At 56.2% G+C, this 25,638-nt stretch carries 19 protein-coding genes; 7 read left to right on the forward strand and 12 right to left on the reverse strand.

Features of this window, described 5'->3' with window-relative positions:
* Positions 1–50: 50 nt before the first annotated feature.
* Complete coding sequence (gene pqiB / locus CUN67_RS22360) at positions 51–1,706, forward strand: intermembrane transport protein PqiB (protein ID WP_439332295.1); 1,656 nt, start codon at positions 51–53, stop codon at positions 1,704–1,706.
* On the opposite strand, the gene malT is transcribed toward pqiB, so the two are convergent.
* On the reverse strand, positions 1,677–4,379 hold the full coding sequence (gene malT / locus CUN67_RS22365) for an HTH-type transcriptional regulator MalT (protein ID WP_208717653.1): 2,703 nt from the start codon (positions 4,377–4,379) through the stop codon (positions 1,677–1,679). The two genes, pqiB and malT, sit on opposite strands and share 30 nt — an antisense overlap.
* A gap of 285 nt (positions 4,380–4,664) precedes the next feature.
* On the opposite strand from malT, the gene malP reads away from it, so the two are divergent.
* Positions 4,665–7,064, forward strand: a complete 2,400-nt coding sequence (gene malP, locus CUN67_RS22370) for a maltodextrin phosphorylase (protein WP_208717654.1) — start codon at positions 4,665–4,667, stop codon at positions 7,062–7,064.
* Positions 7,061–9,082, forward strand: a complete 2,022-nt coding sequence (gene malQ, locus CUN67_RS22375) for a 4-alpha-glucanotransferase (RefSeq protein ID WP_208717655.1) — start codon at positions 7,061–7,063, stop codon at positions 9,080–9,082. Before malP ends, malQ begins: the two co-directional genes overlap by 4 nt.
* A gap of 266 nt (positions 9,083–9,348) precedes the next feature.
* On the opposite strand, the gene malM is transcribed toward malQ, so the two are convergent.
* The 3 genes from malM to malK form a co-directional block, all read right to left on the reverse strand.
* Positions 9,349–10,278, reverse strand: coding sequence for a maltose operon protein MalM (gene malM, locus CUN67_RS22380; RefSeq protein ID WP_208717656.1), 930 nt, complete (start codon positions 10,276–10,278; stop codon positions 9,349–9,351).
* A gap of 95 nt (positions 10,279–10,373) precedes the next feature.
* Entirely contained in the window at positions 10,374–11,675 is a 1,302-nt protein-coding gene (locus CUN67_RS22385) for a maltoporin (RefSeq protein ID WP_208717657.1), read from the reverse strand.
* A 42-nt stretch (positions 11,676–11,717) separates the two neighbouring features.
* Positions 11,718–12,827 (reverse strand): maltose/maltodextrin ABC transporter ATP-binding protein MalK, encoded by a 1,110-nt coding sequence (malK, locus tag CUN67_RS22390; RefSeq protein ID WP_208717658.1) that lies wholly within the window; start codon positions 12,825–12,827, stop codon positions 11,718–11,720.
* Between the two features lie 361 nt (positions 12,828–13,188).
* Here malK and malE point away from each other — a divergent pair, with 361 nt between their 5' ends.
* The 3 genes from malE to malG are packed head-to-tail and all read left to right on the forward strand — an operon-like array spanning position 13,189 to position 16,878.
* On the forward strand, positions 13,189–14,379 hold the full coding sequence (malE, locus tag CUN67_RS22395; RefSeq protein ID WP_208717659.1) for a maltose/maltodextrin ABC transporter substrate-binding protein MalE: 1,191 nt from the start codon (positions 13,189–13,191) through the stop codon (positions 14,377–14,379).
* A 60-nt stretch (positions 14,380–14,439) separates the two neighbouring features.
* Positions 14,440–15,978: a maltose ABC transporter permease MalF gene (malF, locus tag CUN67_RS22400; RefSeq protein WP_208717660.1), complete on the forward strand. Its 1,539-nt coding sequence runs from the start codon at positions 14,440–14,442 to the stop codon at positions 15,976–15,978.
* Positions 15,979–15,987: 9 nt separating this feature from the next.
* A complete protein-coding gene (malG, locus tag CUN67_RS22405) occupies positions 15,988–16,878 on the forward strand; it encodes a maltose ABC transporter permease MalG (RefSeq protein WP_208717661.1) in 891 nt (296 codons plus the stop codon).
* 89 nt (positions 16,879–16,967) lie between these two features.
* Here the strand turns inward: malG and CUN67_RS22410 are convergent, their stop codons facing one another.
* The 7 genes from CUN67_RS22410 to CUN67_RS22440 all read right to left on the reverse strand — a co-directional run bounded on the left by CUN67_RS22410 (position 16,968) and on the right by CUN67_RS22440 (position 23,357).
* Positions 16,968–18,161: an ABC transporter substrate-binding protein gene (locus CUN67_RS22410; protein ID WP_208717662.1), complete on the reverse strand. Its 1,194-nt coding sequence runs from the start codon at positions 18,159–18,161 to the stop codon at positions 16,968–16,970.
* Positions 18,162–18,165: 4 nt separating this feature from the next.
* On the reverse strand, positions 18,166–19,188 hold the full coding sequence (locus CUN67_RS22415; protein ID WP_208717663.1) for a CobW family GTP-binding protein: 1,023 nt from the start codon (positions 19,186–19,188) through the stop codon (positions 18,166–18,168).
* The gene (locus CUN67_RS22420; RefSeq protein ID WP_208717858.1) at positions 19,188–19,478 is read right to left on the reverse strand and encodes a hypothetical protein; all 291 of its coding nucleotides are present in this window, start codon (positions 19,476–19,478) and stop codon (positions 19,188–19,190) included. The genes CUN67_RS22415 and CUN67_RS22420 overlap by 1 nt, the downstream gene beginning before the upstream one ends.
* Positions 19,479–19,489: 11 nt before the next feature.
* Complete coding sequence (locus CUN67_RS22425) at positions 19,490–20,236, reverse strand: SDR family NAD(P)-dependent oxidoreductase (protein WP_208717664.1); 747 nt, start codon at positions 20,234–20,236, stop codon at positions 19,490–19,492.
* 9 nt (positions 20,237–20,245) lie between these two features.
* The gene (locus CUN67_RS22430) at positions 20,246–21,022 is read right to left on the reverse strand and encodes an SDR family NAD(P)-dependent oxidoreductase (RefSeq protein WP_208717665.1); all 777 of its coding nucleotides are present in this window, start codon (positions 21,020–21,022) and stop codon (positions 20,246–20,248) included.
* Positions 21,023–21,031: 9 nt separating this feature from the next.
* Complete coding sequence (locus CUN67_RS22435) at positions 21,032–22,396, reverse strand: MFS transporter (RefSeq protein ID WP_208717666.1); 1,365 nt, start codon at positions 22,394–22,396, stop codon at positions 21,032–21,034.
* Positions 22,397–22,481: 85 nt separating this feature from the next.
* A complete protein-coding gene (locus tag CUN67_RS22440) occupies positions 22,482–23,357 on the reverse strand; it encodes a polysaccharide deacetylase family protein (protein WP_208717667.1) in 876 nt (291 codons plus the stop codon).
* Between the two features lie 311 nt (positions 23,358–23,668).
* Here CUN67_RS22440 and CUN67_RS22445 point away from each other — a divergent pair, with 311 nt between their 5' ends.
* Positions 23,669–24,679 (forward strand): GntR family transcriptional regulator, encoded by a 1,011-nt coding sequence (locus tag CUN67_RS22445; protein WP_208717668.1) that lies wholly within the window; start codon positions 23,669–23,671, stop codon positions 24,677–24,679.
* 73 nt (positions 24,680–24,752) lie between these two features.
* Here CUN67_RS22445 and CUN67_RS22450 read toward each other — a convergent pair whose 3' ends face one another.
* Entirely contained in the window at positions 24,753–25,637 is an 885-nt protein-coding gene (locus CUN67_RS22450) for a polysaccharide deacetylase family protein (protein ID WP_208717669.1), read from the reverse strand.
* Between the last annotated feature and the right edge of the window lies 1 nt (position 25,638).

The raw sequence follows: 25,638 nt of genomic DNA on the forward strand, positions 1-25,638 counted from the left end.
AATCAGTGTGGCCTCCCGGCTCCTTTTAACACATGCTGATGAGCTGAGTCATAATGGAAAAGAATGACGAAACCACCCCTGTTAATAAAATTAAACGCTGGTCGCCGGTGTGGTTTTTTCCTTTTATCACCCTGGTGATTGGTGTCTGGATTATCTTCTATCACTTCAGTCATCAGGGGCCAGAAATCACCCTGATTACCGAAAATGCCGAGGGGATCGAGGCCGGAAAAACGGAGATTAAGAGCCGCAGTATCACTGTTGGTAAGGTCGAAAGCACCGTTTTATCGGATGATCTTCAGCATGTTGAGATTAAAGCGCGCCTGCAGGAAGGTATGGAGACCTTGCTGCATGGCGACAGCCTGTTCTGGGTGGTGAAACCACAGGTGGGCTTCCAGGGCGTTAGCGGGCTGGGTACCTTGCTCTCAGGCGCTTATATTGAATTACAACCCGGTTCTGAGGGCAAAGAGCCCCCGAGCTATGTTCTGGGCGACACCCCTCCGCCTGCAGCCGCCAACGCGCCCGGTATCAGAGTCACCCTTTTCAGTGAGAAAGCCGGCCAGCTCAGGGCGGGAGACCCGGTGTTATTCAGGCGCTACCCTGTTGGTACGGTGGAGAGTAACCATTTCGATACGGATAAGCGCATGATGTCCTATCAGCTGTTTATCTCTGCCCCTTTTGATCGGCTGGTGACGACGAATGTGCGTTTCTGGAAGGACAGCGGCATTGCCATCGATATGTCAGCCGCCGGTATGCGGGTAGAGATGAGTTCCCTCACCACTTTACTTAGCGGTGGCGTCAGTTTTGATGTACCCGACGGCTTGCCCTATGGCAGCCCGGCAAAGAATAAGGCCGAATACCCTCTTTTTAATGATCAGCACAGTATTCAGAATTCACTTTATACCGAGCACGTGGATTATCTGTTGTTTTTTAACAGTTCGGTGCGCGGGCTGGAAGCCGGTGCGCCCGTCGAGTTCCGCGGGATACGTGTTGGCACGGTTGCGCAGGTGCCGTTCTTTTTGCCTGGTATTGTTCAGGATCTGCAACGTAATTATCGCCCTCCCTTGCTGATCCGCATTGAACCAGAACGCTTTGTCCGCAACTTCAATCTGCAACAACGACTCAACGAAGCGAAAAAGAACGGTCTGCGTGCCGCGCTGAAAACCGGCAGCTTTATTTCTGGCTCGCTGTATGTTGACCTGGATTTTTATCCCTATGCGGAGCCGTATACCGGTCAGACGAGCCTTGCCGGCTACGAAATTATTCCGACCGTCGACAGTGGTCTGGGACAGATCCAGCAAAAACTGGTGGCGATACTCGATAAACTCAATGCGTTGCCGCTTAACCCCTTGCTGACTCAGGCGACGGATACCTTCAAAGCCAGCCAGCTCACCTTACGTGAATCGCAGAAGGCGCTGCATAATCTCAACGTGTTTATCAGCAGCCAGGCGATGAAAAACCTGCCGGAACAAACACAGCAAACGTTACGGGAACTGAGCCGCAATATGCGCAGTCTGCAACCCGGCTCTCCGGCTTACGAAAAAATGGTCGCGAACATGCAACGCCTTGATCAGGTCCTGCGGGAGTTACAGCCGGTATTGAAGACCCTCAACAACAAGAGCAATGCCCTGATTATTGCCCCTGCCGTGGCTAAGGATCCTCAACCCAAAGCCGTGCAGTCAGACATACCCCATCATGCGCAGCATTGACTGTGCCTGATTCACTGCATCAGAACGATGGGAGACACCCAGTTTCTGATACAGATTCCGTATATGCGTTTTAATGGTGGTGGCGGCGATAGCCAGTTCAACGGCAATCTGTTCATTGCTGTAACCTGAATAAATCAACCCCAGCACCTGCCACTCACGCTGGGTCAGCGGGCTGGTCCGGATCAGCTCTGGTACATCAGGATGACTGAGCAGGCGGCTGACAAAGCCCTCATCGAAATGGGCAAACTTGTGGCGATGATGTTTATTGATCTCATCAAGAATACGTCTCGCCCGATGGTTATCCAGTTCATTCAAAATGTTGAGCTGAATCAGCTGGCGTAGCTGCTGTGCCATCATCTCCCCTTCAATGACAAAGTGGCAGATGAAACCGGTGCTACGTGCCAGCTGCAACGCTTCAATCAACGTCCGCTGCGCGTCGGCTTTACGGTCGGTCTGCCAATGGATCTGGTTCATCAGCAGCAGATTACGGTTTAGATCACTCATCAGCCGTAGCGCCCGGGCGTTGTCATTCAACTCATCCAGTACCACTTCCGCATGCGTCAGATTACCCAGCAGAATCTGTGCACGGGCGATATTGCGCCATTGCCCTTGCAGGAAATGATTATTGGCAAACTCGGGTTTTGCAGTTTGATGCAGCCAGTTGCTGGCGCTTTGTTTGTCGCCGGTCATCTGCCAGTAAATGACTCTGACCTCGTCAGCATTGGTGATCCAGTCACTGTGCCAGTTGCCATTGTTCAACAGGTTTTCCAGGCGGTTGAGATGACTGCGCGCATTATCCAGATTCCCGCGTGCGAGGGAGCATTGCACCAGCAGACCCAGGCACTGAATTTGTTGCTGTTGCTGGAAGCCTTTCAGCACCTTGATCCCGGTACGCGCCGCCTGCTCCGCCTCTTCCAGCCGTCCCCAGGCCCACATCAGTTGAGCGCGGATGCGCAGCAGAAACTCATGCAAAGGAAATTGCGTCAGATGCTGCTCATGGACCAGCACAAATGCCTTCTCCTGCGTTTCATAGGCATTTTGCAGGTAGCCCTGAGCAAAGAGAATTTCGCTTTGCTGGATCAGGCTCCATAGCGCGTAATGCCAGGCTTCATCACGGCGCGCCATCTGCTCGGTCTGACGCATCAGCTGTAGTGAATTCACCAAATCGCCTTTGCAGTGCATCACTTCGCCGAGCACAGAAGTGGCCACAATGCGGCTGTAAGTGCAACTGTCGGGCAGGGTTTCCAGTGCCAGCATCGCCAGACGTTCTGCGTCCTCAGCGTTACCATTATTGATGGTCACCTGAGCGCGCACGGCATTAAACTCACCGCGCAGGGCCTCATCAATCTGACAACGCCCCTCCTCCTCAAATCTGGCCAGCAGACTATTAACCTCGTAAAACCGATGCTGACTCTGCATCAGCCAGGCCTGTAGCAGCACCAGCCGGGGATTCTCCAGCAACGTTTCCCACGGCAGGGTTTTCAGCGATGCTTCCAGCAGCGTCAGCTCGCTTTGATTGAAGAGCGTCCAGGCATGTTCCAGCAGCACATCCCTCAGCATGCTGGTATCGCCAGAAGCCAGAGCATGATGAATAGCCTCACGCGGATACCCCTGTGCCATCCAGCTTTCCGCCGCGGCACGATGAATAGCGGGCAGTTCTGCGGCCAATTCGCGCTGACAACGCAACCGCAGGAAACTGCCAAACAACGGGTGATAACTAAACCACTGCCCGGAATCATCCATACGCTGTAAAAAAAGCCCCTGCCGCTCGACTTCTTCCAGCCGTATCTGGCCGTTCTCTTCCCCCGTGACGCAGGTAATCAGCGCGTCATTCATTGAACGCAGCAGAGAACTTTTCAGCAGAAAATGGCGTGTCGCGACATCGACGTTATCCAGCACTTCCTCCACCAGATAATCCGAAAGGTGGCTGGCATTGATGCCGGAAAGACGCCGCGCGGAGTCCTGAGCCGCGCTGGACCCCTGGCGGGCGGAAAGGGCAATAAGTTGTAATGCGGTAGCCCAGCCCGCGACGTCATCACACAATTGGTCACTTTCTTCTGAGGCCAGCGGTGCCGTCAACCGACCATCAAAAAACTGTCGCGCTTCCTGGTGGGTAAACGCCAATTGCTGGCTGCTCAGTTCGATAAGTTGTTCGCGCACGCGGAGATTAGCGATGCCCAGCTGAGGCAAGTTGCGCGATAACAGGATCACCGTCAGGTTATCCGGCTGGTGACGTAAAAAGAAACGCATCGCTTCATGAATCGCGGGATTGGTGATGTGATGGTAATCATCAACGATCAGCCAGAGCGGTTTTTGCCATTCAGTCAGTTCAATAAATAACTGGGCAAATAACGCATTAAGATTTACATACTGGCGTTTCTGCGCCAGTGCCTCACTGCGTGAACAGCCACCTTGCGTGGCTTGCTGGAGTGCCGCAATCAGGTAATCGGCAAAAGGCTCCGGGTGATTATCTCCTTCGTCCAATGAATACCAACCCAGATTTGTTTTCTCCGCCGCCCATTGCGAAACCAGTGTGGTTTTGCCATAGCCTGCCGGGCTGGTGACCAGCACCAGCCGATAATTTCCAGCAGCCATGAGCTTTTGCAGCAGGCGATCACGCGTGACGGTGCTTTCCAGGCGAACGGGACGACTGAGTTTCGAGGGTATTAACATAGTCGCATGCTCCTCCCTTTACATGTTGCGAATTATTTTTTTACGCTTCGAAATTATTATTCATACACGTTCGATTATTCGTTTAATGATTGCAAGCAAACTCATTAACTAATCTTTACAAAAGTGGCAGTTATCACATTCCTGGCCCCTCTTTCAGATTCCCCTCAGCCTCTCCACCCCGCCTATCCTCCCTGGTGAATTTGTTGCAGGAGGAGGAGCACGCCGGGTCACACGGGCAAACTGATTCGCATATTTTCACTGATGACTTACAGGACAAACCCGGCTATGACCCAACAATTTGATCACCCACGTTTTACCGACGCCCTGACACGACAGTGGCAACGTTTTGGCCTGCGTGATGCACGCGACATGACGCAGCAGCAATGGTGGCAAGCCCTGAGCGGTGCGCTGGCTGAGATGCTGGCGAACCTCCCGGCTCAGCCCGCCAGCAAAGCACAGCGCCACGTTAACTACATCTCTATGGAGTTTTTGATTGGTCGGCTGACTGGCAACAATTTGCTCAATCTGGGCTGGTATGACGCGGTTAATGATGCGCTGAAACAATGGGATATCTCGCTCAGTACGGTGCTGGAATGTGAAACCGATCCGGCGCTGGGCAATGGCGGACTGGGTCGCCTGGCGGCCTGCTTCCTCGATTCAATGGCCACCGTTGGGCAACCGGCAACCGGTTATGGCCTGAATTATCAGTACGGTTTGTTCCGCCAGCGCTTTGTCGATGGCAAGCAGTATGAGCAACCGGATGACTGGCAACGCGACAGCTACCCGTGGTTTAACCATAACGCTGCCCTGACGGTACCGGTATTGATGGGAGGAAAAGTCATCACCGAAAACGGCGTACCGCGCTGGGAACCGGCGATTTACCTGCAAGGTGAAGCCTGGGACCTGCCCGTGGTGGGTTACCAGAACGGCGTCACTCAGCCCCTGCGTCTGTGGCAGGCAAAACATGCTGAACCGTTCGATCTGCAACGTTTCAACGACGGTGATTTTTTGCGTGCTGAACAGCAGGGCATCACAGCTGAGAAACTCACTAAGGTGCTCTACCCCAATGACAACCATCAGGCGGGTAAAAAGCTGCGTCTGATGCAGCAATATTTTCAGTGTGCCTGCTCGGTGGCGGATATTCTGCGCCGTCATCATCAGGCAGGACGCACCATCGCCACGCTGCCTGATTACGAAGTGATTCAGCTGAACGACACCCATCCGACGCTGGCGATTCCCGAACTGATGCGTCTGCTGCTGGATGAACATCAAATGAGCTGGGAACAGGCGTGGGACATCACCCGTCGTACCTTCGCCTACACCAACCACACGCTGATGCCGGAAGCGCTGGAGCGGTGGGATGTGCGCATGGTACGCGCCCTGCTGCCACGGCATATGATGATCATCAACACCCTGAATGCGCAGTTGAAAAAGCAGGTTGAAGCCCATTGGCCGGGTAATGAGGCGGTGTGGGCAAAACTGGCGCTGGTGCACAACAACCAACTACGCATGGCGAATCTGTGCGTGGTCGGGGGTTTTGCGGTGAATGGCGTTGCCGCGATGCATTCACAACTGGTGGTGGACGATCTCTTTCCTGAATATCACACGCTGTGGCCGGAGAAGTTTCATAACGTCACCAATGGCGTAACGCCGCGCCGCTGGATTAACCAATGCAACCCGGCACTGGCGGCCCTGATTAGCGCTACCCTGCACCAGCCGTGGGTCAACAACCTTGATGCCTTGCAGGGGTTAGCCCCGTTTGCTGATGATGCAGCATTTCGCGCTCAGTACCGCGCCATCAAACAACGGAATAAAGCCGAATTGACGCGCTGGATTGGCGCGCGCACCGGCATCGTCATCAACCCGGAGGCGATGTTTGATGTGCAGATCAAACGGCTGCACGAATACAAACGACAGCATCTGACTTTGCTGCACATCATTGCCTTGTGGCAGACCCTGGTCAGCGATCCGCAGGCCAATCTCACCCCGCGCGTGGTGCTGTTTGGTGCCAAAGCGGCACCCGGTTATGTGCTGGCGAAGAACATCATCTACGCCATCAACAAAGTGGCGCATATCGTCAATAACGACCCACGGGTGGGCGATCGCCTGAAGGTAGTCTTCATCCCTGACTACAACATTTCGGTGGCTGAACGGTTGATTCCGGCGGCGGACCTCTCAGAACAGATTTCCACCGCCGGGAAAGAAGCGTCCGGTACCGGAAATATGAAACTGGCACTGAACGGTGCGCTGACCATCGGCACGCTCGACGGCGCGAACGTGGAGATTGCGGAACAGGTCGGGAGCGAAAATATCTTTATCTTTGGTCACACGGTTGAACAGGTTAACGCATTAAAAACCGGGGGATACGCACCTGCTGTCTGGCGCAAAAAAGATCAACAGCTTGACCGGGTGTTAACCGCACTGGAAGACGGCACCTTTAGCGATGGCGATACACACGCGTTTACCGAGCTGCTGCACAGCCTCGGTCCACAGGGCGGCGACCCTTATCTGGTGCTGGCAGACTTTCGCCACTATCTGCAAGCGCAGGAGCAGGCGGAAGCGTTGTGGGCTGACCAGGACGCGTGGACGCGAGCAGCGATCCTCAATACAGCGCGCTGTGGCATGTTCAGTTCCGATCGTTCCATCCGCGACTACCAGCAACGTATCTGGCAGGCAGCACGATGAAACCACAAAATCTTATCGCCCTGGATTACATTGATGCCCATGGCCAGTCACAAACTATCTCTACCCTGACCCGCCAGCGTTTGCTGGCGGTACTCAAACCCGTTTCCTCCACGTTATCCCTCCTGCCAGCCGTGAAAGTTTTCCGCCACGGTGAGCCGCTGCTGTTATCCCCCGCATGCGCCAGCCCGGTTGAATGGCAATTGCAAAGTGAGAGCGGACAACAATGGGCAGGACAATGTGCCGCCAGTCAGCCCCTGCCACTGCCGCCTTTGCCAGAGGGCTATCACCAGTTGCGCGTAAACGCAGGCGAAGCCAGTGAGTCCTGCACGCTTATCGTGACACCGTCACGTTGCTACGAACCTGAGCCACTGCTGAAGGGCGAGTCGCTGTGGGGTTGTTGTGTGCAGCTCTATACCCTGAAATCGGAACAGAACTGGGGCATCGGTGATTTTGGCGACCTCAAACAGATGTTGCGCGAGGTCGGCGAGCGCGGCGGTGCCTTTATTGGGCTGAATCCGCTGCATGCCCTGTTTCCCGCCACCCCCGAAAGCGCCAGCCCTTACAGCCCCTCATCACGCCGCTGGCTCAACATTATTTATATCGATGTCTCCGCGGTGCAGGATTTTATCCACAGCCTGGAAGCACAATGCTGGTGGCATTCGGAGCAGACACAGCAGGACTTACAGGCGGCACGCGCCACGGCATGGGTTGACTATCGTGCCGTCACCACATTGAAACTGACGGCTCTGCGTCTGGCATGGCGGCAGTTCCGGCAGCGCGCGGTCAGTGATCCGCAGGTGAAAGCTTTTGAGGCATTTATCACCGCCGGAGGAGAAAGTCTGTGGCATCAGGGCGTTTATGATGCGCTGCATGCTGAGCAGATGGCGCAGGATGGCGCGCGTTATGGCTGGCAGCAATGGCCAGATGCCTTGCAGCATCCCGACAACGCGGCGGTGCGCGCCTTCACCATCGAAAACAGTCACGAGGTCCATTTTTACCTTTGGCTGCAATGGCTGGCTGAGGGACAGTTCGCCGCATGCTGGCAGCAATGCCAGCAGCAGCAGATGCCCATCGGGCTGTATCGTGATCTGGCCGTCGGTGTGGCTCAGGGGGGCGCAGAAACCTGGAGCGATCGCGAACTGTATTGTTTGCAGGCCAGCGTAGGTGCGCCCCCGGATATCCTGGGTCCGTTGGGTCAAAACTGGGGATTGCCACCGATGGATCCCCAGGTGATGCAGGATCGCGCCTATGCCCCATGGATCGCCCTGTTGCGAGCCAACATGCGTGATTGTGGGGCATTGCGCATTGACCATGTGATGGCCTTGTTGCGCCTGTGGTGGATTCCGCAGGATGGCAGCGCAGCGCAGGGGGCCTACGTTCATTATCCTATCGATGATCTGCTGGCGATTCTGGCGCTGGAAAGCCAGCGCCATCGCTGTATGGTGATCGGTGAAGATCTGGGTACCGTACCCGCAGCCATTGTCGGGAAACTGCGCGACGCCGGAGTTTATTCTTACAAGGTGCTGTTTTTCGAGCAAACGTCACCGCAAGCGTTTCGTCCAGCGCAGCAATGGATGCGTCAGGCGATGGCCGTCGCTACTACTCACGATATGCCCACGCTGCGTGGCTGGTGGCAAAGTGACGATTTGACGTCAGGCAGTCAGCTGGGGCTGTACCCCGACAAGGTCATTCTGGCTGGCCTGCATCAGGATCGCCTCGCGGCTAAACAGGCGCTGCTACGCACCCTGCAACGGGCTGGGTATCTGCCAGCAAGCAAACATCCTGTGACGATGAGTAAAACATTAAATCGGGCGATGCATCGTTTTCTCGCTGACAGCAACAGCGCGTTGCTGGGATTACAGCCGGAAGACTGGCTGGATATGGCCTCGCCGGTGAATGTCCCAGGCACCACCAATCAATATCCCAACTGGCGACGCAAGCTGCGCGTCACGCTGGAAGCCTTATTCCGTGACCCACATATCAACGCCCTGCTGGCAGATATTGACCAGCGACGTTAACTACCTAACCCCGCGCGATAAATCGCGCCGCTACAACCCGGTGCGATGATTCACCACCGCGTTCAATCCGTAGCGGCGCAATTTATTGCGCAATGTCGTACATCGCGCCGCTACAACCCGGTGCGATGATTCACCGCGGAGTTCGATCCGTAGTGGCGCAATTTATTGCGCAATCCCGTACATCGCACCGCGACGACCAACTGGGGACATAAAAAAGGTGCGCCGTAGCGCACCAGGTGGGGCAACTCAGCATTGCCGGGGTTGCATCACCCCTTGCCTTTAACACTGCTGATAAAAGTGGGCCGTGCGGTGGTGGATCCCAGACGTTCGGCCTCATCAAGCAGCTTCAGTGCCTTGTCGATATTGCCCTGTTTCACGGCCTGCTGGATGCGCTGATTAAAGTAACTCTCGGTATCATCCATGATCGGCTCATGCTTTGCCGCAGGTGGTGGTGCCGCAACCGCTGGCGCTGGAGCCGGTGCTACGGGTTGAGTGCTGCCAATCGTCACCGGAGCCGGGCCGGAGGATCCAAACAGAGGACCGACGAGAATCGAGGATCCTGAATTGGTTTTCACCTGCACTTTCAGCTCACCTTCGCGGCTATGTCGCGCAACAGGATCCGGAATGTCGGGAATAGCGTTGCTGGTCCCTTTGGCATAGGCCTTGGCGGGATCCAGTAGCGTAGTGGTTTGCGTCAGATCTTTTTCGGTGGTAAACACCAGCAAATAGATCTTTTGCTGTCCTGGCACTGGCGTCAGTTTCATTACCCCTTCCAGTCGATCAGGGGTCATCACACCCGGTTCCTGATAAGTAAAAAACTGGCTCGGAAACCAGGCCGCTGGACGCAGGTTTTCATCCAGCACCAAAACGTTAGGGGCAAACACCTGATTATTCTTCACTTCACTGCTTAACGTCACCGTCAGCTCACCGATATTGGCGGGCAGGCTATAGGCCGCCACCGCACCGGTCACGCCGCTGGCCGTTAACTGTGGGCTGCTGTCAGTCAGACGGGTGACCTGTTTGCGAGAGGCATCCAGCGGCGTCCAGCTCAGCTGTTGCAGGCTGCCTGCCGGGAAAGTGGGGGCCGCCGAGAGATCCTGTGGCACCAGGGTGATTTCAGCCTGTGCTGGCAAGGTTGTACCCACCAGCAGCGCAGCACTCAGGCAGAGCGCGGTAAATGTTTTTGTCATTTTCATAGTATTGACCTTCACGGGGTGTCAGGCAGCGGCGTAAACCAGGCAATGGCCGCCGCTGCCGAAGAGACATTATTCAGAGTTGATGCAAGACTGGCTTACCACCAGATCTCCATCTGTGCACCAAACGTCCACTCGTCGTTATTACCGCGACTGTTGGTTAAGATGCCGTTGCCGGTGCTATCGGCAGACGCAAAGGAAGTGAGATCACCCGAGGAATCTTTGGTGTAGCCCCATTTCTCATCCCATTTGGCGTAAGTCGCGAACAGACGCAGCGCCGGGCGTGACCAGATGCTGTCGCCAGCCTGCCACTGCTGGGCAAGGGTGATTTTGTACTGGCCGTTGCGCTCTTTCGCCTGTTGTGACTTGACGTTGTCGTAGCCCACTTCCAGCAGCGTGCTCATGATCGGCGTCCATTTGTACATCGGGCGCACCCCAACGGTGTACCACTCGGTACCACGATCATTGTCGAGGTCGACATTCTGATACATGGCGACGTACATCAGGTCCCAGTCGTCTGCCAGCGAGATCGCCCCGTGGTCAAGGATACGGTACATGTTGCCGTTGTTATTGATGTTGGTGCCTTGCGGAATGCCCTTGCCCTGCGAAGTCATGGCGTCGGTGGCATATTGCAGCACAAACTTGTTGTAGCCTTTCAGCATGCTCTGCGTGTGTTCGGCGGTGAACATCCAGCCATCTCGGGATGCGCCGTCTTCCAGATGGTAGCCATCACGTTCGTTGGCACGCCCGTAATCGACACCCAGCTCCAGCACCCCGTTCGGGTTGGTTTGCAGGCCAGCAAGGCGCACATCAAACACATCGTTGGCGGTGGCCGTGGCGTAATCACGCGTCTGATCGCTGGAGAAGGCGTAAGAACCGCCTGATTCTGACGAACGTGTCGCGGCGAAGGAAAGTTTACCGAAACCGAGGTCGACATCTTCCAGGCCAGCACCCGGACCGGAGATATCCCAGTAGTAGAAGTCAATCATATGGACGTCATGGCGCTGATAGAAGCGTTTACCCGCCCACATGGTGGCACCTGGCAGGGCATCAATCAGGTTCTTACCTTTGACGTTGGCTTCACGGAAAGCCGGGGAAGTCGCTTCCCAGTCGTTCTGCTGAGAAACCGAGTAAGCCACGTTAGTATCGAAGTAGAAGCTCTTATCGCCCTCCTTCCACACTTCCTGGCCCAGTTTCAGTTCAGCATAGGTTTCGCATTCGTTTCCCAGACGGTATTTGCTTTGCGCACCGGTTGCCTGAAAACATTGTTGTTCACCGCCACTGCCGGTCCAGCCGATGCCGGAACGGGCATAGCCGGTAAAATCGACCGCCATAGACGGGGCTGAAAGCGTACCCGCCGCGATGGCAACCGCGAGGGGAAGTTTGCGCAGAGTTAACATGTTTTATCTCCTGAGGTCATTGCTTTTCTTGTTTTTACGGGGCTAAACACCAGGCTCCTGATGCAACCTGCGACAGGCGCTCCCGTCCTCACGGAACAGGTGACAACGCTCAGGCGGCAGACCAATGCCCATCAGGGCGCCCTCTTCTACCAGCACTACGTCCTCCTGGCGGTAAACCAGGTTCTGACGAATGGCGGGAATTTGGATGTGAATTTGCGTTTCAAAACCCAGTTGCTCGACGACCTGCACCTCACCTTCGAGGGTGACATCGGCGATCTCACTGGAAATCAGATGTTCGGGACGGATGCCTAACGACATGTTGCTGCCCACCTGCACGCCCGCGCTGTCCACCGGCAGCCACACCAGTTGATCGTTGGGCAGGCGTACCTGCACCTGCTCAATGGCGGTGGCAGTCACTTTGACGGGCAGGAAATTCATCTTTGGCGAGCCGATAAAACCGGCAACAAAGCGGTTGGCGGGATAGTGATAAAGTTCGAGTGGCTTGCCGACTTGCGCCACGCGCCCGGCATCCAGCACCACAATCTTATCGGCCAGCGTCATCGCTTCGATTTGATCGTGCGTGACGTAAATCATGGTGCGTTTCAGTCGCTTATGCAGACGGGAAATTTCAATGCGCATCTGCACGCGTAACGCAGCGTCAAGGTTGGAGAGCGGCTCATCCAGCAAAAACACCCGCGGTTCCGCCACCAGCGTGCGGCCAATCGCCACGCGCTGACGCTGACCACCGGAAAGCGCTTTCGGGCGGCGATCGAGCAGGTGCGCCAGTTGCAACACCTCGGCGACCTGGTTCACCCGCTGCGTGATTTCCGCCTTTTTCACTCCGGCCAGTTTCAGACCGAAAGACATATTCTCCGCGACGGAAAGATGGGGATAGAGCGCATAAGACTGAAACACCATCCCGACGCCGCGTTCGGCGGGGGGCACCTCATTCATGAGTTGATCGCCAATGTGCAATTCGCCCCGGGTGATGGTTTCCAGCCCGGCGATCATGCGCAACAGCGTGGATTTACCACAGCCTGACGGGCCGACAAACACCACAAACTCCCCTTCGCCGATCTCCAGGTTGATATCTTTCGACACCTCGGTATCACCCCAGGCTTTGGTGACATTGCGTAACGTGACGCTCGCCATGATGCTTATTCCTCTCAACGTGCTAATCCTTGTCCACGAAACGGCGGACAGACCCCGACGACCACTATGGGCATGGACGTGACAGGCAACATCCTCCGCACCGGGCTGATTTATGGGGGAGGAGACGGGAGGAGGAGATCAGGCAGGCAGGCCGCCGTAGCATGGGGTATAGGCCATTTTTGTGACCGGCAATACAAACCGGAGCTGACAGTTTTGTGCGCCAGACCGTGATAACGGGCATGTTTTGCAACACAGATCACAGCAAGCGGCTGGCAGGCGTAGATCGCAGGAGGATGAGAAGTTGGCGGAGACAAACAAAATGAAACGACAAGATTACCGTTTCTGCTAACAGGATGGAGTTATGACGATGAATACCGGTGCACGCATTCTGGCCTTATCCGCCCTTACCGCCGTGCTATTTTCGGCCTCGGCGATGGCAAAGATCGAAGAAGGAAAACTGGTCATCTGGATCAACGGCGATAAAGGCTATAACGGCCTGGCTGAAGTCGGCAAAAAGTTTGAACAGGAAACCGGTATTAAGGTGACCGTCGAACATCCCGACAAGATGGAAGAAAAATATCCGCAGGTGGCGGCAACCGGCGATGGCCCGGACATCATCTTCTGGGCGCACGACCGCTTTGGCGGCTATGCCGAATCAGGACTGCTGGCCGAGATTAACCCGGACAAGAATTTCCAGGAGAAAATCTTCCCGTTTACCTGGGACGCGGTGCGCTTTAACGGCAAGCTGATTGGTTATCCCATCTCGGTTGAAGCTCTGTCACTGATTTATAACAAAGACCTGCTGCCAGAGCCGCCGAAAACCTGGGAAGCGATCGCCGCGCTCGACCAGAAAATGCGTAAGCAGGGTAAAAGCGCCATCATGTTCAACTTGCAGGAACCCTACTTCACCTGGCCGCTGCTGGCCGCTGGCGGTGCTTATGCCTTTAAATACGCCGATGGTCACTACAACGTGAAAGACGTTGGCGTTGATAATCCCGGTGCCAAAGCCGGGTTGCAGTTCCTGGTGGATCAGGTCAAAGCCAAAACCCTGAATGCCGATACCGATTACTCCATCGCCGAAGCCGCGTTCAATAAAGGCCAGACGGCCATGACCATTAACGGTCCCTGGGCGTGGAGCAATATCGATAAAAGCGGCATCAACTATGGCATCACGCTGTTGCCAACCCTGAAGGGTAAACCGTCAAAAGCCTTTGTGGGGGTACTGAGCGCCGGTATTAACGCCGCCAGCCCGAATAAAGAACTGGCGAAGGAATTCCTGGAAAACTACCTGCTGACCGATGCCGGTCTGGATGCGGTCAATAAAGACAAGCCGCTCGGTGCCGTCGCCCTCAAATCCTTCCAGCAGCAGCTGGAGAAAGATCCGCGTATTGCCGCCACCATGAGCAACGCCCAGAACGGCGACATTATGCCTAACATCCCACAAATGGCGGCCTTCTGGTATGCCATGCGTACGGCAACGCTCAACGCCCTGAGTGGTCGCCAGACGGTGGACGCCGCATTAAAAGATGCCAAAGCCCGTCTTACCAAGTAATTCCCACTACCAGAGCCGGAATGATCCGGCTCGTCACTGGCTGTTAAGGAAAACCGAATCATGTCAGGAAAACCGCAATCGGGATGGCAAAGCGCAGTGCTGAAGGGCCTTCTCGTCGGGATCTGCTGTCTGCTGGTCGGCTACCTTCTGGTGCTGATGTATGCCCAGGGTGAGTACCTGTTTGCGCTGGTCACGTTGATTATCAGCGCGGTCGGCATCTGGATTTATGCCAATCGCCGCGCGTATGCCTGGCGCTATGTGTACCCCGGCATTGCCGGGATGACGTTGTTTGTGTTGTTCCCGCTGGCCTGTACCGTCGCTATTGCCTTCACCAACTACAGCAGCACCAACCAGCTGACGCTGGAACGGGCGCAGCAGGTGTTGCTCAGCCGACAATATCAGGATGGTGCGGGGTTAAATTTCTCGCTGTTTTCGGCGGGTGAACGCTGGCAGCTGGTGTTAACCGATGGGGAGAACGGGCAGACATTCGTCTCATCGCCCTTCTCTTTTGGCGGTGAGCAGACGCTCAAACTGACCAGTGCCCCGGTGCCTGGCGGTGAACGTGCGATGCTCAGGGTCATCACCACCCATCGCCAGGCATTGAGCCAGATTCATGCCGAACTGCCCGATGGACGTCAGCTGGTGATGAGTTCTTTACGCCAGTTTTCCGGCACGCGTCCGCTTTATCTGCTGGGTAGCGACGGGGAGTTGAAAAATCAACAAAGCGGCGTGCTTTACCGGGCGAACGGCGCGAGTGGCTTTTATCAGACCAGCAATGCCGATGGCAGCTGGGGCAGTGAAAAGCTCAGTCCCGGCTTTACGGTGAATACCGGCTGGAAAAACTTTATCCGCGTGTTTACCGACGCAGGTATTCAGAAACCGTTCCTGGCGATATTCGGCTGGACGCTGATTTTTTCGCTGCTGACGGTGGTGCTCACGGTGGCGGTGGGTATGGTGCTGGCCTGCCTGGTGCAGTGGGAGGCGCTAAAAGGCAAAGCTATCTATCGCGTGCTGTTGATCCTGCCCTACGCGGTGCCCGCGTTTATCTCGATCCTGATCTTCAAAGGATTATTCAACCAGAGTTTTGGTGAGATCAACGTGATGCTGAAAGCGCTATTCGGGTTGCAACCGGCGTGGTTCAGCGATCCTTTGCTGGCTCGCTCCATGCTGGTGATCGTCAACACCTGGCTGGGCTACCCCTACATGATGATTTTGTGCATGGGGTTATTGAAAGCGATCCCTGATGATCTTTATGAGGCTTCCGCGATGGACGGTGCCGGGCCGTTGCAGAACTTCTTTCTCATTACCCTGCCGCTGCTGCTGAAACCGTTGATGCCACTGATGATCGCCAGCTTCGCCTTCAATTTTAATAACTTCGTGCTGGTACAACTGCTGACCAATGGCGGTCCTGACCGGATCGGTACCACCACCCCGGCGGGCTACACCGACCTGCTGGTGAATTACACCTGGCGTATCGCGTTTGAAGGCGGCGGCGGTCAGGACTTTGGTCTGGCAGCGGCAATTGCCACCCTGATCTTCCTGCTGGTGGGTGCGCTGGCGGTGATTAACCTGAAAGCTGTGCGGATGAAATTCGACTAAGGAGACGTTATGGCTATGGTGCAACCTAAATCGCAGAAGCTGCGCCTGTTGCTGACGCATCTGCTGCTGCTGGGCTTTATCGCGGCGATACTTTTCCCGCTGATGATGGTGCTGGCAATCTCACTGCGTGCCGGTAACTTCGCCACCGGCAGCCTGATTCCGGACCAGGTGTCGTGGGAACACTGGCGGCTGGCGCTCGGTTTGAGTATTACCCATGCCGATGGCAGCGTGACGCCACCGCCCTTTCCGGTGCTGCTGTGGTTGTGGAACTCGATAAAAATTGCGGCGATCAGCGCACTTGGCATTGTGACGCTCTCCACCACCTGCGCCTATGCCTTTGCGCGCATGCGTTTTGCAGGACGCGCCAGCCTGCTGAAAGCGATGCTGATCTTCCAGATGTTCCCGGCGGTGCTGTCGCTGGTCGCGTTATACGCGTTGTTTGATCGACTGGGCCAGTATCTGCCGTTTATTGGTCTGAATACCCACGGCGGCGTGATCTTTGCCTACCTCGGCGGTATTGCGCTGCACGTCTGGACCATCAAAGGCTATTTCGAAACCATTGACGGCTCACTGGAGGAAGCCGCAGCGCTGGACGGTGCGACGCCGTGGCAGGCTTTCCGTCTGGTGTTGTTACCGTTGTCGGTGCCGATTCTGGCGGTGGTTTTTATCCTCGCCTTTATCGCTGCGGTCACCGAAGTGCCGGTCGCCTCGCTGCTGTTGCGCGATGTTAACAGCTACACGCTGGCGGTCGGCATGCAGCAGTATCTCAATCCACAGAACTACCTGTGGGGTGACTTTGCCGCAGCGGCGGTGCTCTCAGCCATCCCGATTACGCTGGTGTTCCTGCTGGCCCAGCGCTGGCTGGTCAGCGGCCTCACGGCGGGAGGCGTCAAAGGATAAGTCTTCATCATTGCGTTGCCACTGCTTCCTCAATGTTCACTGCCATTGAGGGATTGAGTCTTTGGCGGCCTGCGGGCCGCCTCTTTTCTTTACGAACGCAAAAAATCCTGCCAGCGCCGCGTCAGATAATTATGCTCATCCATCACCGAGTTCCACACGGCGATATGGCTCATCCGCTGTTCATAACTGCCGCCATCGCGGCTTTCTCCCTGCGGAATCAGCGGAGCGCCCCAGGCGTCATACAGCATTTCTGCGGCGGGTTTGCCGCCATACCAGAAATCCCACTCGGCGGCGGAAAGATGCGCCTGACTGCGCTGCGGATTGGAGATGTAATATCCCTGACGTGCCATCACCGCACCCGGCCAACCGGATTGCCACCAGTTGAGGTAGGCGTAAGCAGCATCTTTGATTCTGCCGGTGGCGCAACGTGACAGCGACATGCCGCCATACCAGGCACGATAACCTTCGCGTGGATGCGCCATTTTATAGCCACGCTGATGGAAATGATGACGGAAGTAGATGGGTGCCCACAGGCTTTGTACTTCCACCTGACGGTTTTCAATTAAATCGCACGCCTGCTCCTGACTGGACCAGAACGCCGCAAAATGACCGTGGCGATTCAGACGCGTCAGCTCCTGGGTGAGCACATCAATTTCTTCCAGCGTCAGATTGCCGGTGTTGGCGAAACGCGCCAGACCAGCTCCCTGCATTGCCAGTGCGGCATCCAGCCCGCCCATTGCCGCATCTTCCTGCAACGCCACCTGGCCAGTGAGTGCCGGATGCAGCAGCCAGCTCCAGCTCTCCTCCTCTTCACGCAGCGCGGCGGGCAGCCGATCGACGTGATAAGCAAAGCTATCGGCGTTGTGTGTCAGGGGCAGCATACTGATGCGGTCGCTCGGCTGGCTGCCAAGGTGCAAATCACGCTGCACATACAAACGTTGCGACGGTACGCTGCCATCTGCCAGCGAGCCATCGCTATGCAGCGTGCCGGTTTTGGCCAGTGCATTCACTTCGTCCCAGTAGGTCAGGCGCTTTATCTCCAGCGGCTGAATGGCACGCGCCGGCCAGACGAAATCAATATTGTGGAACCATTGATCGTAGAGATCGTAACTTTCGGGATGCATCACGGCGATACGTTGCGCATCTTCCACGCTGCGCAACATATATTCGATTTTGATGCCGAGATCCTGTTCCGCGCGCACGCGCAGCATCTCCAGCAACGTGACGGAAGTTCCGAGCACGCGTAAGGTCAGCTGGTCATTGACCACTGCCGCAGAATTCATACCGTTATGGCTCCTCAAACGCCCGCAGGGTGCGACTGAACGCCTGTTGCAGACGATCGGCCCCCAGCCCACGCAAAATAAATACCAGTTTTGAACTCTCCAGCTCACCAGGCCAGTCGGCCAGATGTACCGGCGGATGCAGCGTATGCTGCACGCCATGAATCACCACAGGCGCGCTGCTGTCGCTCACACGTAAAATGCCCTTCATGCGGAGCACCGTGCGGCCATGGCAATGTAATAGCATTGATAGCCAGATAGCAAACGCAGGCCAGTTTATCGTTTGATGCAGAGTGATCACGCAGGTTTGCGTAACCGGATGTGAAGTGTTGTGCGCAGCAGGGGTTAACGTGACACCGTCACTGGCGCAGGCACCCAGCCAGCGGAAGCGTTGCTGCCGTGACCCGCTGGTCACTGTCTGACTAAACAGGCTTTGCGCATCGCGCAGTGCCTGTTCGGTATCACTCAGTTGGGCTAGCGGGTTAAGCTGACGCAGCCAGGCCAGCCTCTCAGCACGCACCGCATCTGTTACCCTGTCACCTTTACTCAGCAACAACTTATCTGCCGCGCTGACTTGTGCCAGCCACTCGGGTTGGGTGTCAGCCTGCTGGGTTGCGTGTTCCGCATCCACCAGCGTGACCAGCACTCCCTGGGTAAAATGGTGTTGCAGCTGGCGATCATGCTGCAGCGTTGACAGTATCGGTGAGGGATCGGCCAACCCGGTGGTTTCCAGAATCACCTGTTTGAACGGTGGGAGTTGCCCGCGTGCGCGACGTTCATAAAGATCGAGCAGCGCGGTTTTGAGTTCACCGCGAATCTGGCAGCAAACGCAGCCACTCGGCAGCAGCACCGTATCGGGCGCGACTTCATTCAGCAAATGGTGATCAATGCCCACTTCGCCAAACTCATTCACCAGCAGCGCAATATCATTCAAATCCTGCTGTGCCAGCCAGCCTTTCAGCAGCGTGGTTTTGCCACTGCCGAGAAAACCGCTCAGGACATGCAGGGATAACTTCTCTTCGTATTGCATCAGCCCTCCAGCGCCGCCAGCCAGTTTTCATCAAGTGGATCGATGGGGCGCCGTATCATCTTTTCTGCTTCTTTCCATAACACATCCAGCGAGTTGACCAGCGTTTGCTGGCCGGTCTGACTGGCCAGCAGCCAGCTGTTATGAAACTCAGTCAGGGATAACCGCCATGGTTTAAGCGCACGATTAAGCAGCGCCAGTTGTTGCAGGCGTAGCTGGCGGGCGGGTAGATCCTGTCGCAGTGGATCGCTCCACTGCGGCCCGTTATCAAGCAGACCGCAGACTCCACACATCATCGCCTCCGTTACGGCATCACATCGCCGGAATTCGGTCCCAGCGTCTGGCCGACAAACAAATTGCCGCCCGGCTCACTCGCTAGCAGCAGCGCCACGGGTGCCACCTCTTCCGCCCGGCCAAACCGTCCCAGCGGCAGCTCCGCCGCTTTTGCCTGTTTCCACGCCTGGTTGATACCCTCAATTAACGGCGTTTCAATCGGGCCGGGCGCGATAGCGTTGACCAGCACGTTATCGGCGGAAACCTCCAGCGCCAGAGATTTGGTAAAACCGATAACGCCCGCTTTCGCCGCAGCGTAGTGGCACAATTCAGCGCCACCTTTAATACCCAGCTGCGAAGCGATATTGATCACCCGTCCCCAGCGCTGGGCCAGCATTGCCGGCAGCGCGCGCTGCGTGGCTAAAAAGACGCTGCGCAGATCGACAGCCATCATCTCTTCCCACATTGCCAGGGTGATCCCGGTGCAACGCGCCTGGGTCAGCATACCGGCGTTATTAACCAGCACATCGATGCCGTCAAAGCGGGCAATACAAGCATCCACACCTGCGGTGGCACCGGCGATTTCACCAACATCCGCCACCACGCCATGACACTCAGCACCGAGTTGCTGGCAGTGCGCCACCCGCAACGCGAGTTTGTCGCCGTCGCGATCGGTCAGTACCAGCCGCGCACCTTCGCGCGCAAACAGCTCAGCAATGGCTGCGCCAATGCCGCTGGCGGCCCCGGTAATCACACAACGTTTATTTTGCAGTTGCATCGCGACTCCTTAGTCCGGCCAGCGCACGGTCAGGCCACCATCAACAATCAGGCTTTGCCCGGTGAGATAGCTGCTTTCCTCGCTGGTCAGAAACGCGATCACTTTAGCGATTTCTTCCGGGCGACCTACGCGTCCCAGTGGGATGGCACCGGCAGCTTTCGCCAGCCCTGCCGGGCCAAGGGAATTCTGCTTATCCAGCGACTGAGGCGTTTCAATCAACCCTGGAATGATGGCGTTGCAGCGTACACCGCGCGCAGCCAGTTCCACTGCCAGCGATCGGCAGATACCCGGCACTGCGGCTTTCGCCGCGGCATAGTGGGCATGATCCTGCCAGCCATAAACACCACCGGCGATGGAAGAAACCGCCACCAGGCTGGCACCGGCACGCAAATGAGGTGTGGCGGCGCGGAAACAGCGCATCACCCCGGTCAGGTCAACATTAAGCATGTCGTCCCAGCGGGCGTCGCTCATCTCTTCAATCGGCGCGCGGCGTAAAATGCCCGCATTCGCCACCATATAATCGAGGCGACCAAAATGCATTACCCCCTGCGCGATAAAAGCATCCACCGAATCCGTTGTGGCGACGTCCAGCGGCAGCCAGATGGCATCACCACCGGAGGCTTCCACCTGTGCCGCCGCAGCGGCCGGATCGTGCGGATCGGCGGGATAATAACCGGCGATCACCCGCACCCCGCGTTGTGCATACAGCGTTGCCAGCGCCAGGCCGATACCGCTGGCGGCGCCGCTTATCGCGGCGACCGGTTGAGTTGAAACAGAATCCTGCATGGTTATTCCTTAAACTGAAGTGACAGCGGCGCTTACGCCCGCGCGCTGATGCGCGTTAGCCCGCGCAAAGAACATGATGATGCCGGAGATAAAGCACGGAACGGCACCGAACCACAGTGCAGCATCCTGCCAGTGGCCGCCGCTGCTCAGAACGCTGGTGGTACCAACGCCAGCAATAATCGCGCCGACCGGTCCCATCGCCCCAATCAATGCCCCGGCGGTGGCGCGAATGGCAGTCGGAAAGCTTTCACTGATAAAGAACAGCGCCGCAGCGTAAGGACCGATCAGGAAAAACAGACCGATGCTGTAGAGGGCGACGATAGTGGCGAAATTGTCCGGGCAATACAGCATGGCGGCAAAGGAGACACCGCCCAGCATCCAGCCCACGGCGATGGTGTTGCGACGACCAAAGCGGTCACCGAGCCAGCCATGTACCAGATAGCCGCAGTAACCCACCAGATTGGACAGAATCAGAATCAGCAACGAGCTGTTAAAAGAGACGTCGTGGGTTTTGGTGATAACGGTAGTCCCCAGCACGCTGAAAATCTGAATGGCAAACCAGTTGATCAGTACTGCACCGCCCAGCACCAGGGTGGCACGCAGCGAAGGGCCACGGAATGCCGCCGCCATGCCTGCGCTATGTTGTTCTTCATAAGACACCTGATAATCCGCGGCGACCTGGCGCGCATCGCTATCGTGACCTGCGGCGCGCAACTGCTGAATCTTTTTCTGTACCTGGAATTGCGGGGTTTCTTTCAGCTTCAGCGCCAGCAGGGCAATCACCAGCGACGGCAGCGCGGCAAAGATAAAGCTGCCCTGCCAGCCGATGACGGGCATCAGAATCGCGGTCAGGGCTGAAGCCACCAGCGCACCGACCGGCCAGCCGCCCTGTACCAGGCTGTATACGAAGCCTTTACGTTTATTGAGTTTTGGATCGTCCAGCGCGGTATACAGCTCAGACAAATAGGTGGCGTTGACGGTTTGCTCGGCATAACCCAATCCGGCGACAGAGCGAATCGCGGTCAGCGCGCCTTTACCCCAGGCACCGCCCACTGCCGTCAGCAGCGAGCACAGCGCCGCACCGCCTACGGTGATGACAATGCCCATGCGGCGACCGAGGCGATCCACCAGCGGACCAATCGCCAGGGCGATCACCGCTCCGCCAACGGCGACCCAGGTGGCAATTTCCGCCTGCTCAACCTCGCTCCAGCCAAAATGACCACCGATTTCCGGCAGCAGCGTGCCAAACAGGATGAAATCATAAACAGCAAAAACCCAGGCAAAAAAAGCAATCCAGGTGGCAAATTTTACATCCCTGATGGTCAACTGCTGCGGCTGCCAGCCATTTACGGAGATTTTTTTAAAGATGCTCATAGCGCTATCACTCTGTCAGGGGCAGGTCACCATAAATGGCGACCCTACGGGGTTCTTGTAGGGAGCGCATTAATGCGCTCCGGGGTTAGCGCGGTTGGCGCTGTTTAAAGTCATCGGCGATTTCGTCAAAAGTCACGAAACGCACGCCTTCATGGCTGCGGATGTACTGAATCAGACGCTCCAGCATCAGCAACACCTGCGGGCGACCTGATACATCGGGATGGATGGTCATGGTAAAGACCGCGTAGTCGTTTTCGCGGTAGACCCAGTCAAACTGGTCACGCCACATCTCTTCCAGATGGCGTGGATTGACGAAGCCGTGGCTGTTGGGTGATTTTTTGATGAACATCATTGGCGGCAGATCGTCGAGATACCAGTTGGCAGGGATCTCTACCAGATCGGTTTCCGCCCCGCGCTCCAGCGGCTTCATCCACGCATCGGGATGCTGGCTGTAATCGATTTTGGTCCAGCTATCACCGACGCGGACGTAGTAAGGATGGAAATCGTTATGCATCAGGCTGTGATCATATTTGATCCCTTTCTTCAGCAGTAACTCGTTGGTGACATTGCTGAACTCCCACCAGGGCGCAACGTAACCAGTGGGACGTTTTCCTGCCAGTTTGGTGACCAGTTCGATGCTGCGATCCAGCACCGCTTCTTCCTGCGCTGGCGTCATGGCGATGGGGTTTTCATGGCTGTAACCGTGAATACCGATTTCGTGCCCGGCATCCACCACCGCTTGCATCTGTTGCGGGAAGGTTTCAATGGAATGCCCCGGAATAAACCAGGTCGTGCGCAGGTTTTGCTCGGCAAACATCTTCAGCAACCGTGGTGCGCCGACTTCACCGGCAAACAATCCGCGTGAAATATCATCCGGCGAATCTTCTCCGCCGTAAGAACCGAGCCAGCCAGCAACGGCATCAACGTCCACACCAAATGCGCAAAGGATTTCTTTGGCCATATCTGCAACTCCATAAATGTACATTTAAAAAAATATCCATTTATCGTTTGCAATAGCAATGCCAGGATTTTTGAAAGGTTTGTCTCCCGGGATGTCAGCCAACTATTAATATAAATTAATCAATGGGTTAAGTAATTTATCTCATCCGTAATATTGTGGCGATGCGCTTTTCGCGCTGCAACGCTAAAAATGTACATTTGTAGTTATGATCCATTATTGTGCGACGTGCACCAGGATTGTGCCTCACCGGTCGCGGCTTTGCAGCACGTCAGGATGTGATAATGTAGCGCGATGAAAACAGGACCGATGACATGACAATGCGGACAAAAACCCCTCCGGCAGCGACAGAAGAAACCGCTTCTGCACGCTATGAAGTTATTCGCCAGCTTTTATATAACGTGCTGAGGCAAAAACGCGTGCCGCAGGGGCTGGTGTTGCTGGAAGGCCCGCTGGCGCAGCTGTTTGGCACCAGTCGTGTGCCGGTTCGCCGTGCGCTGAGTTTGTTACATGATGAGGGGCTGATTGCCCGTTTCGAAGGCCGTGGCTTTATCGTGGCGAAGGAAGCGCAGGAAGTCGAACCGCTGCGCATCGCCCTGACGCGCGAATTACTGGGGCTGGATGAACAGGAAGCGCTGGTGGATACCCGCAGTACCGGGGAAAAAGTGCTGGAGAACCTCCAGGTGGTGCTTTCCACCGCCATGGTGTTTGGTTGTTATCAGGTGGATGAACAGCAAGCGGCACAGCATTACAACATCAGCCGCGCGGTGATACGTGAAAGTCTGATGCGTCTGCGCGACAAAGGTCTGGTGGAAAAAGAACCCTATTCCCAATGGTTGACCGGCCCGCTGACCGCGCGTGAAATTGCCGACCACTTTGAAATTCGCGCCAGCCTTGAGGCCACCGCGTTGCGCAAAGCGGGCCGTCATCTTGGCGTAGATTGGTTGACGGCATCGCTGGAAAAAGCGCAGAAATTCAAAGGGAAACAATTGACAGCCGCCGAGCTGGAGTTGCTGGAGGAAGATCTGCACGTGCGCTGCCTCGAACCGGCAGGCAATAAGCTGATGATGCAGATTCTGCGACAGAATCAATCCCCCTTTATCGTCACCCGTATCTTTTATGATTTGCTCGCCATACCGGTGGAAACCGCGATGCTGGAAGAACACAGCCTGGTGTACGAAATGTTGCTGAAGGGTAATTGGGAGCTGGCCGCGGCTTGTCTGCGCGACCATCTCGAACGGGCGCAGGTACGTACCTTGCAACGCCTGAAAGTTCTTTCGGTGCTGCCGGTCCCTGCTCTGCCGTCATTTATGGAGCGTCGTTAAACAATTAGCGCAATAAATTGCGCCGCTACAACCTGGTGCGATATTGGGTAGCGGCGCGATTTATCGCGCGTGTTCAGGCGTGCTCTTTTACCCAGCGCACAATATCCGCATGGGTAGCAAACCACGCATTGCAGGATTTCCCCAACCGGATGATCTCTTCCAGAATCCACACGCGGGAGCGTGGTGAAATGATGTGGGGGTGCATCGTCAGCTGGAACAGGCCGCCTTCCTGGTGGGCATACTCCAGCTCACGCCGGAAGATATCAAACACCGCTTCCGGTGGCGTGTAAGGACGGTGCGCCTGAAAACGGTTCATCATAAAATAAACTGCATCGTCGCGAATCCACTCCACCGGCAACTCGACGACTCCCGTCGGTTCACCCTCCAGCAGCAGTTCATAGCAATGTTCATCGGCCATCAGTGAGGAGTCATACATTAACCCCATCTCTTTAGCGATACGCAGCGTGTGCGGGCTGAAATCCCAGGACGGCGTACGCATACCCACCGGGCGCTGCCCGAGCACTTTCTCCAGCGTATCAGCAGACTTAAGCATCAGCGTGCGTTCATCTTCATAAGACAGTACCGAGTTCAGCTCATGGATCCAGCCATGCAGGCCGATTTCATGCCCCTGGGCACTCAGACGCGTTTGTTCTTCCGGGTAGAGCAGCGCGCAGACGGCGGGTACATAAAAACTGGCTGGCACCTGATATTGACTCAGCAGTGCCTCAATGCGTGGAATACCCACGCGGGTACCAAATTGTCCCCAGCTCATGCGTCCGAATGAGTTGCCACCGTCCCGCAGTTCATTGGATTCATGGTCGCTGTCGAACGACAGCGCCACAGCAAAACTCGCACCGTTGGGCCAATGCGAGGGTTTAAGCGCTTTACCTGCGCGCACGTGATTAACCTTCTGCTGCCAGACGTGATCCGGCCACTGCCAGGGCTGCTGCTCTTGCATC

This window comes from Pantoea cypripedii, assembly GCF_011395035.1.
In the GTDB taxonomy this organism is placed as follows: Bacteria; Pseudomonadota; Gammaproteobacteria; order Enterobacterales; family Enterobacteriaceae; genus Pantoea; species Pantoea cypripedii_A.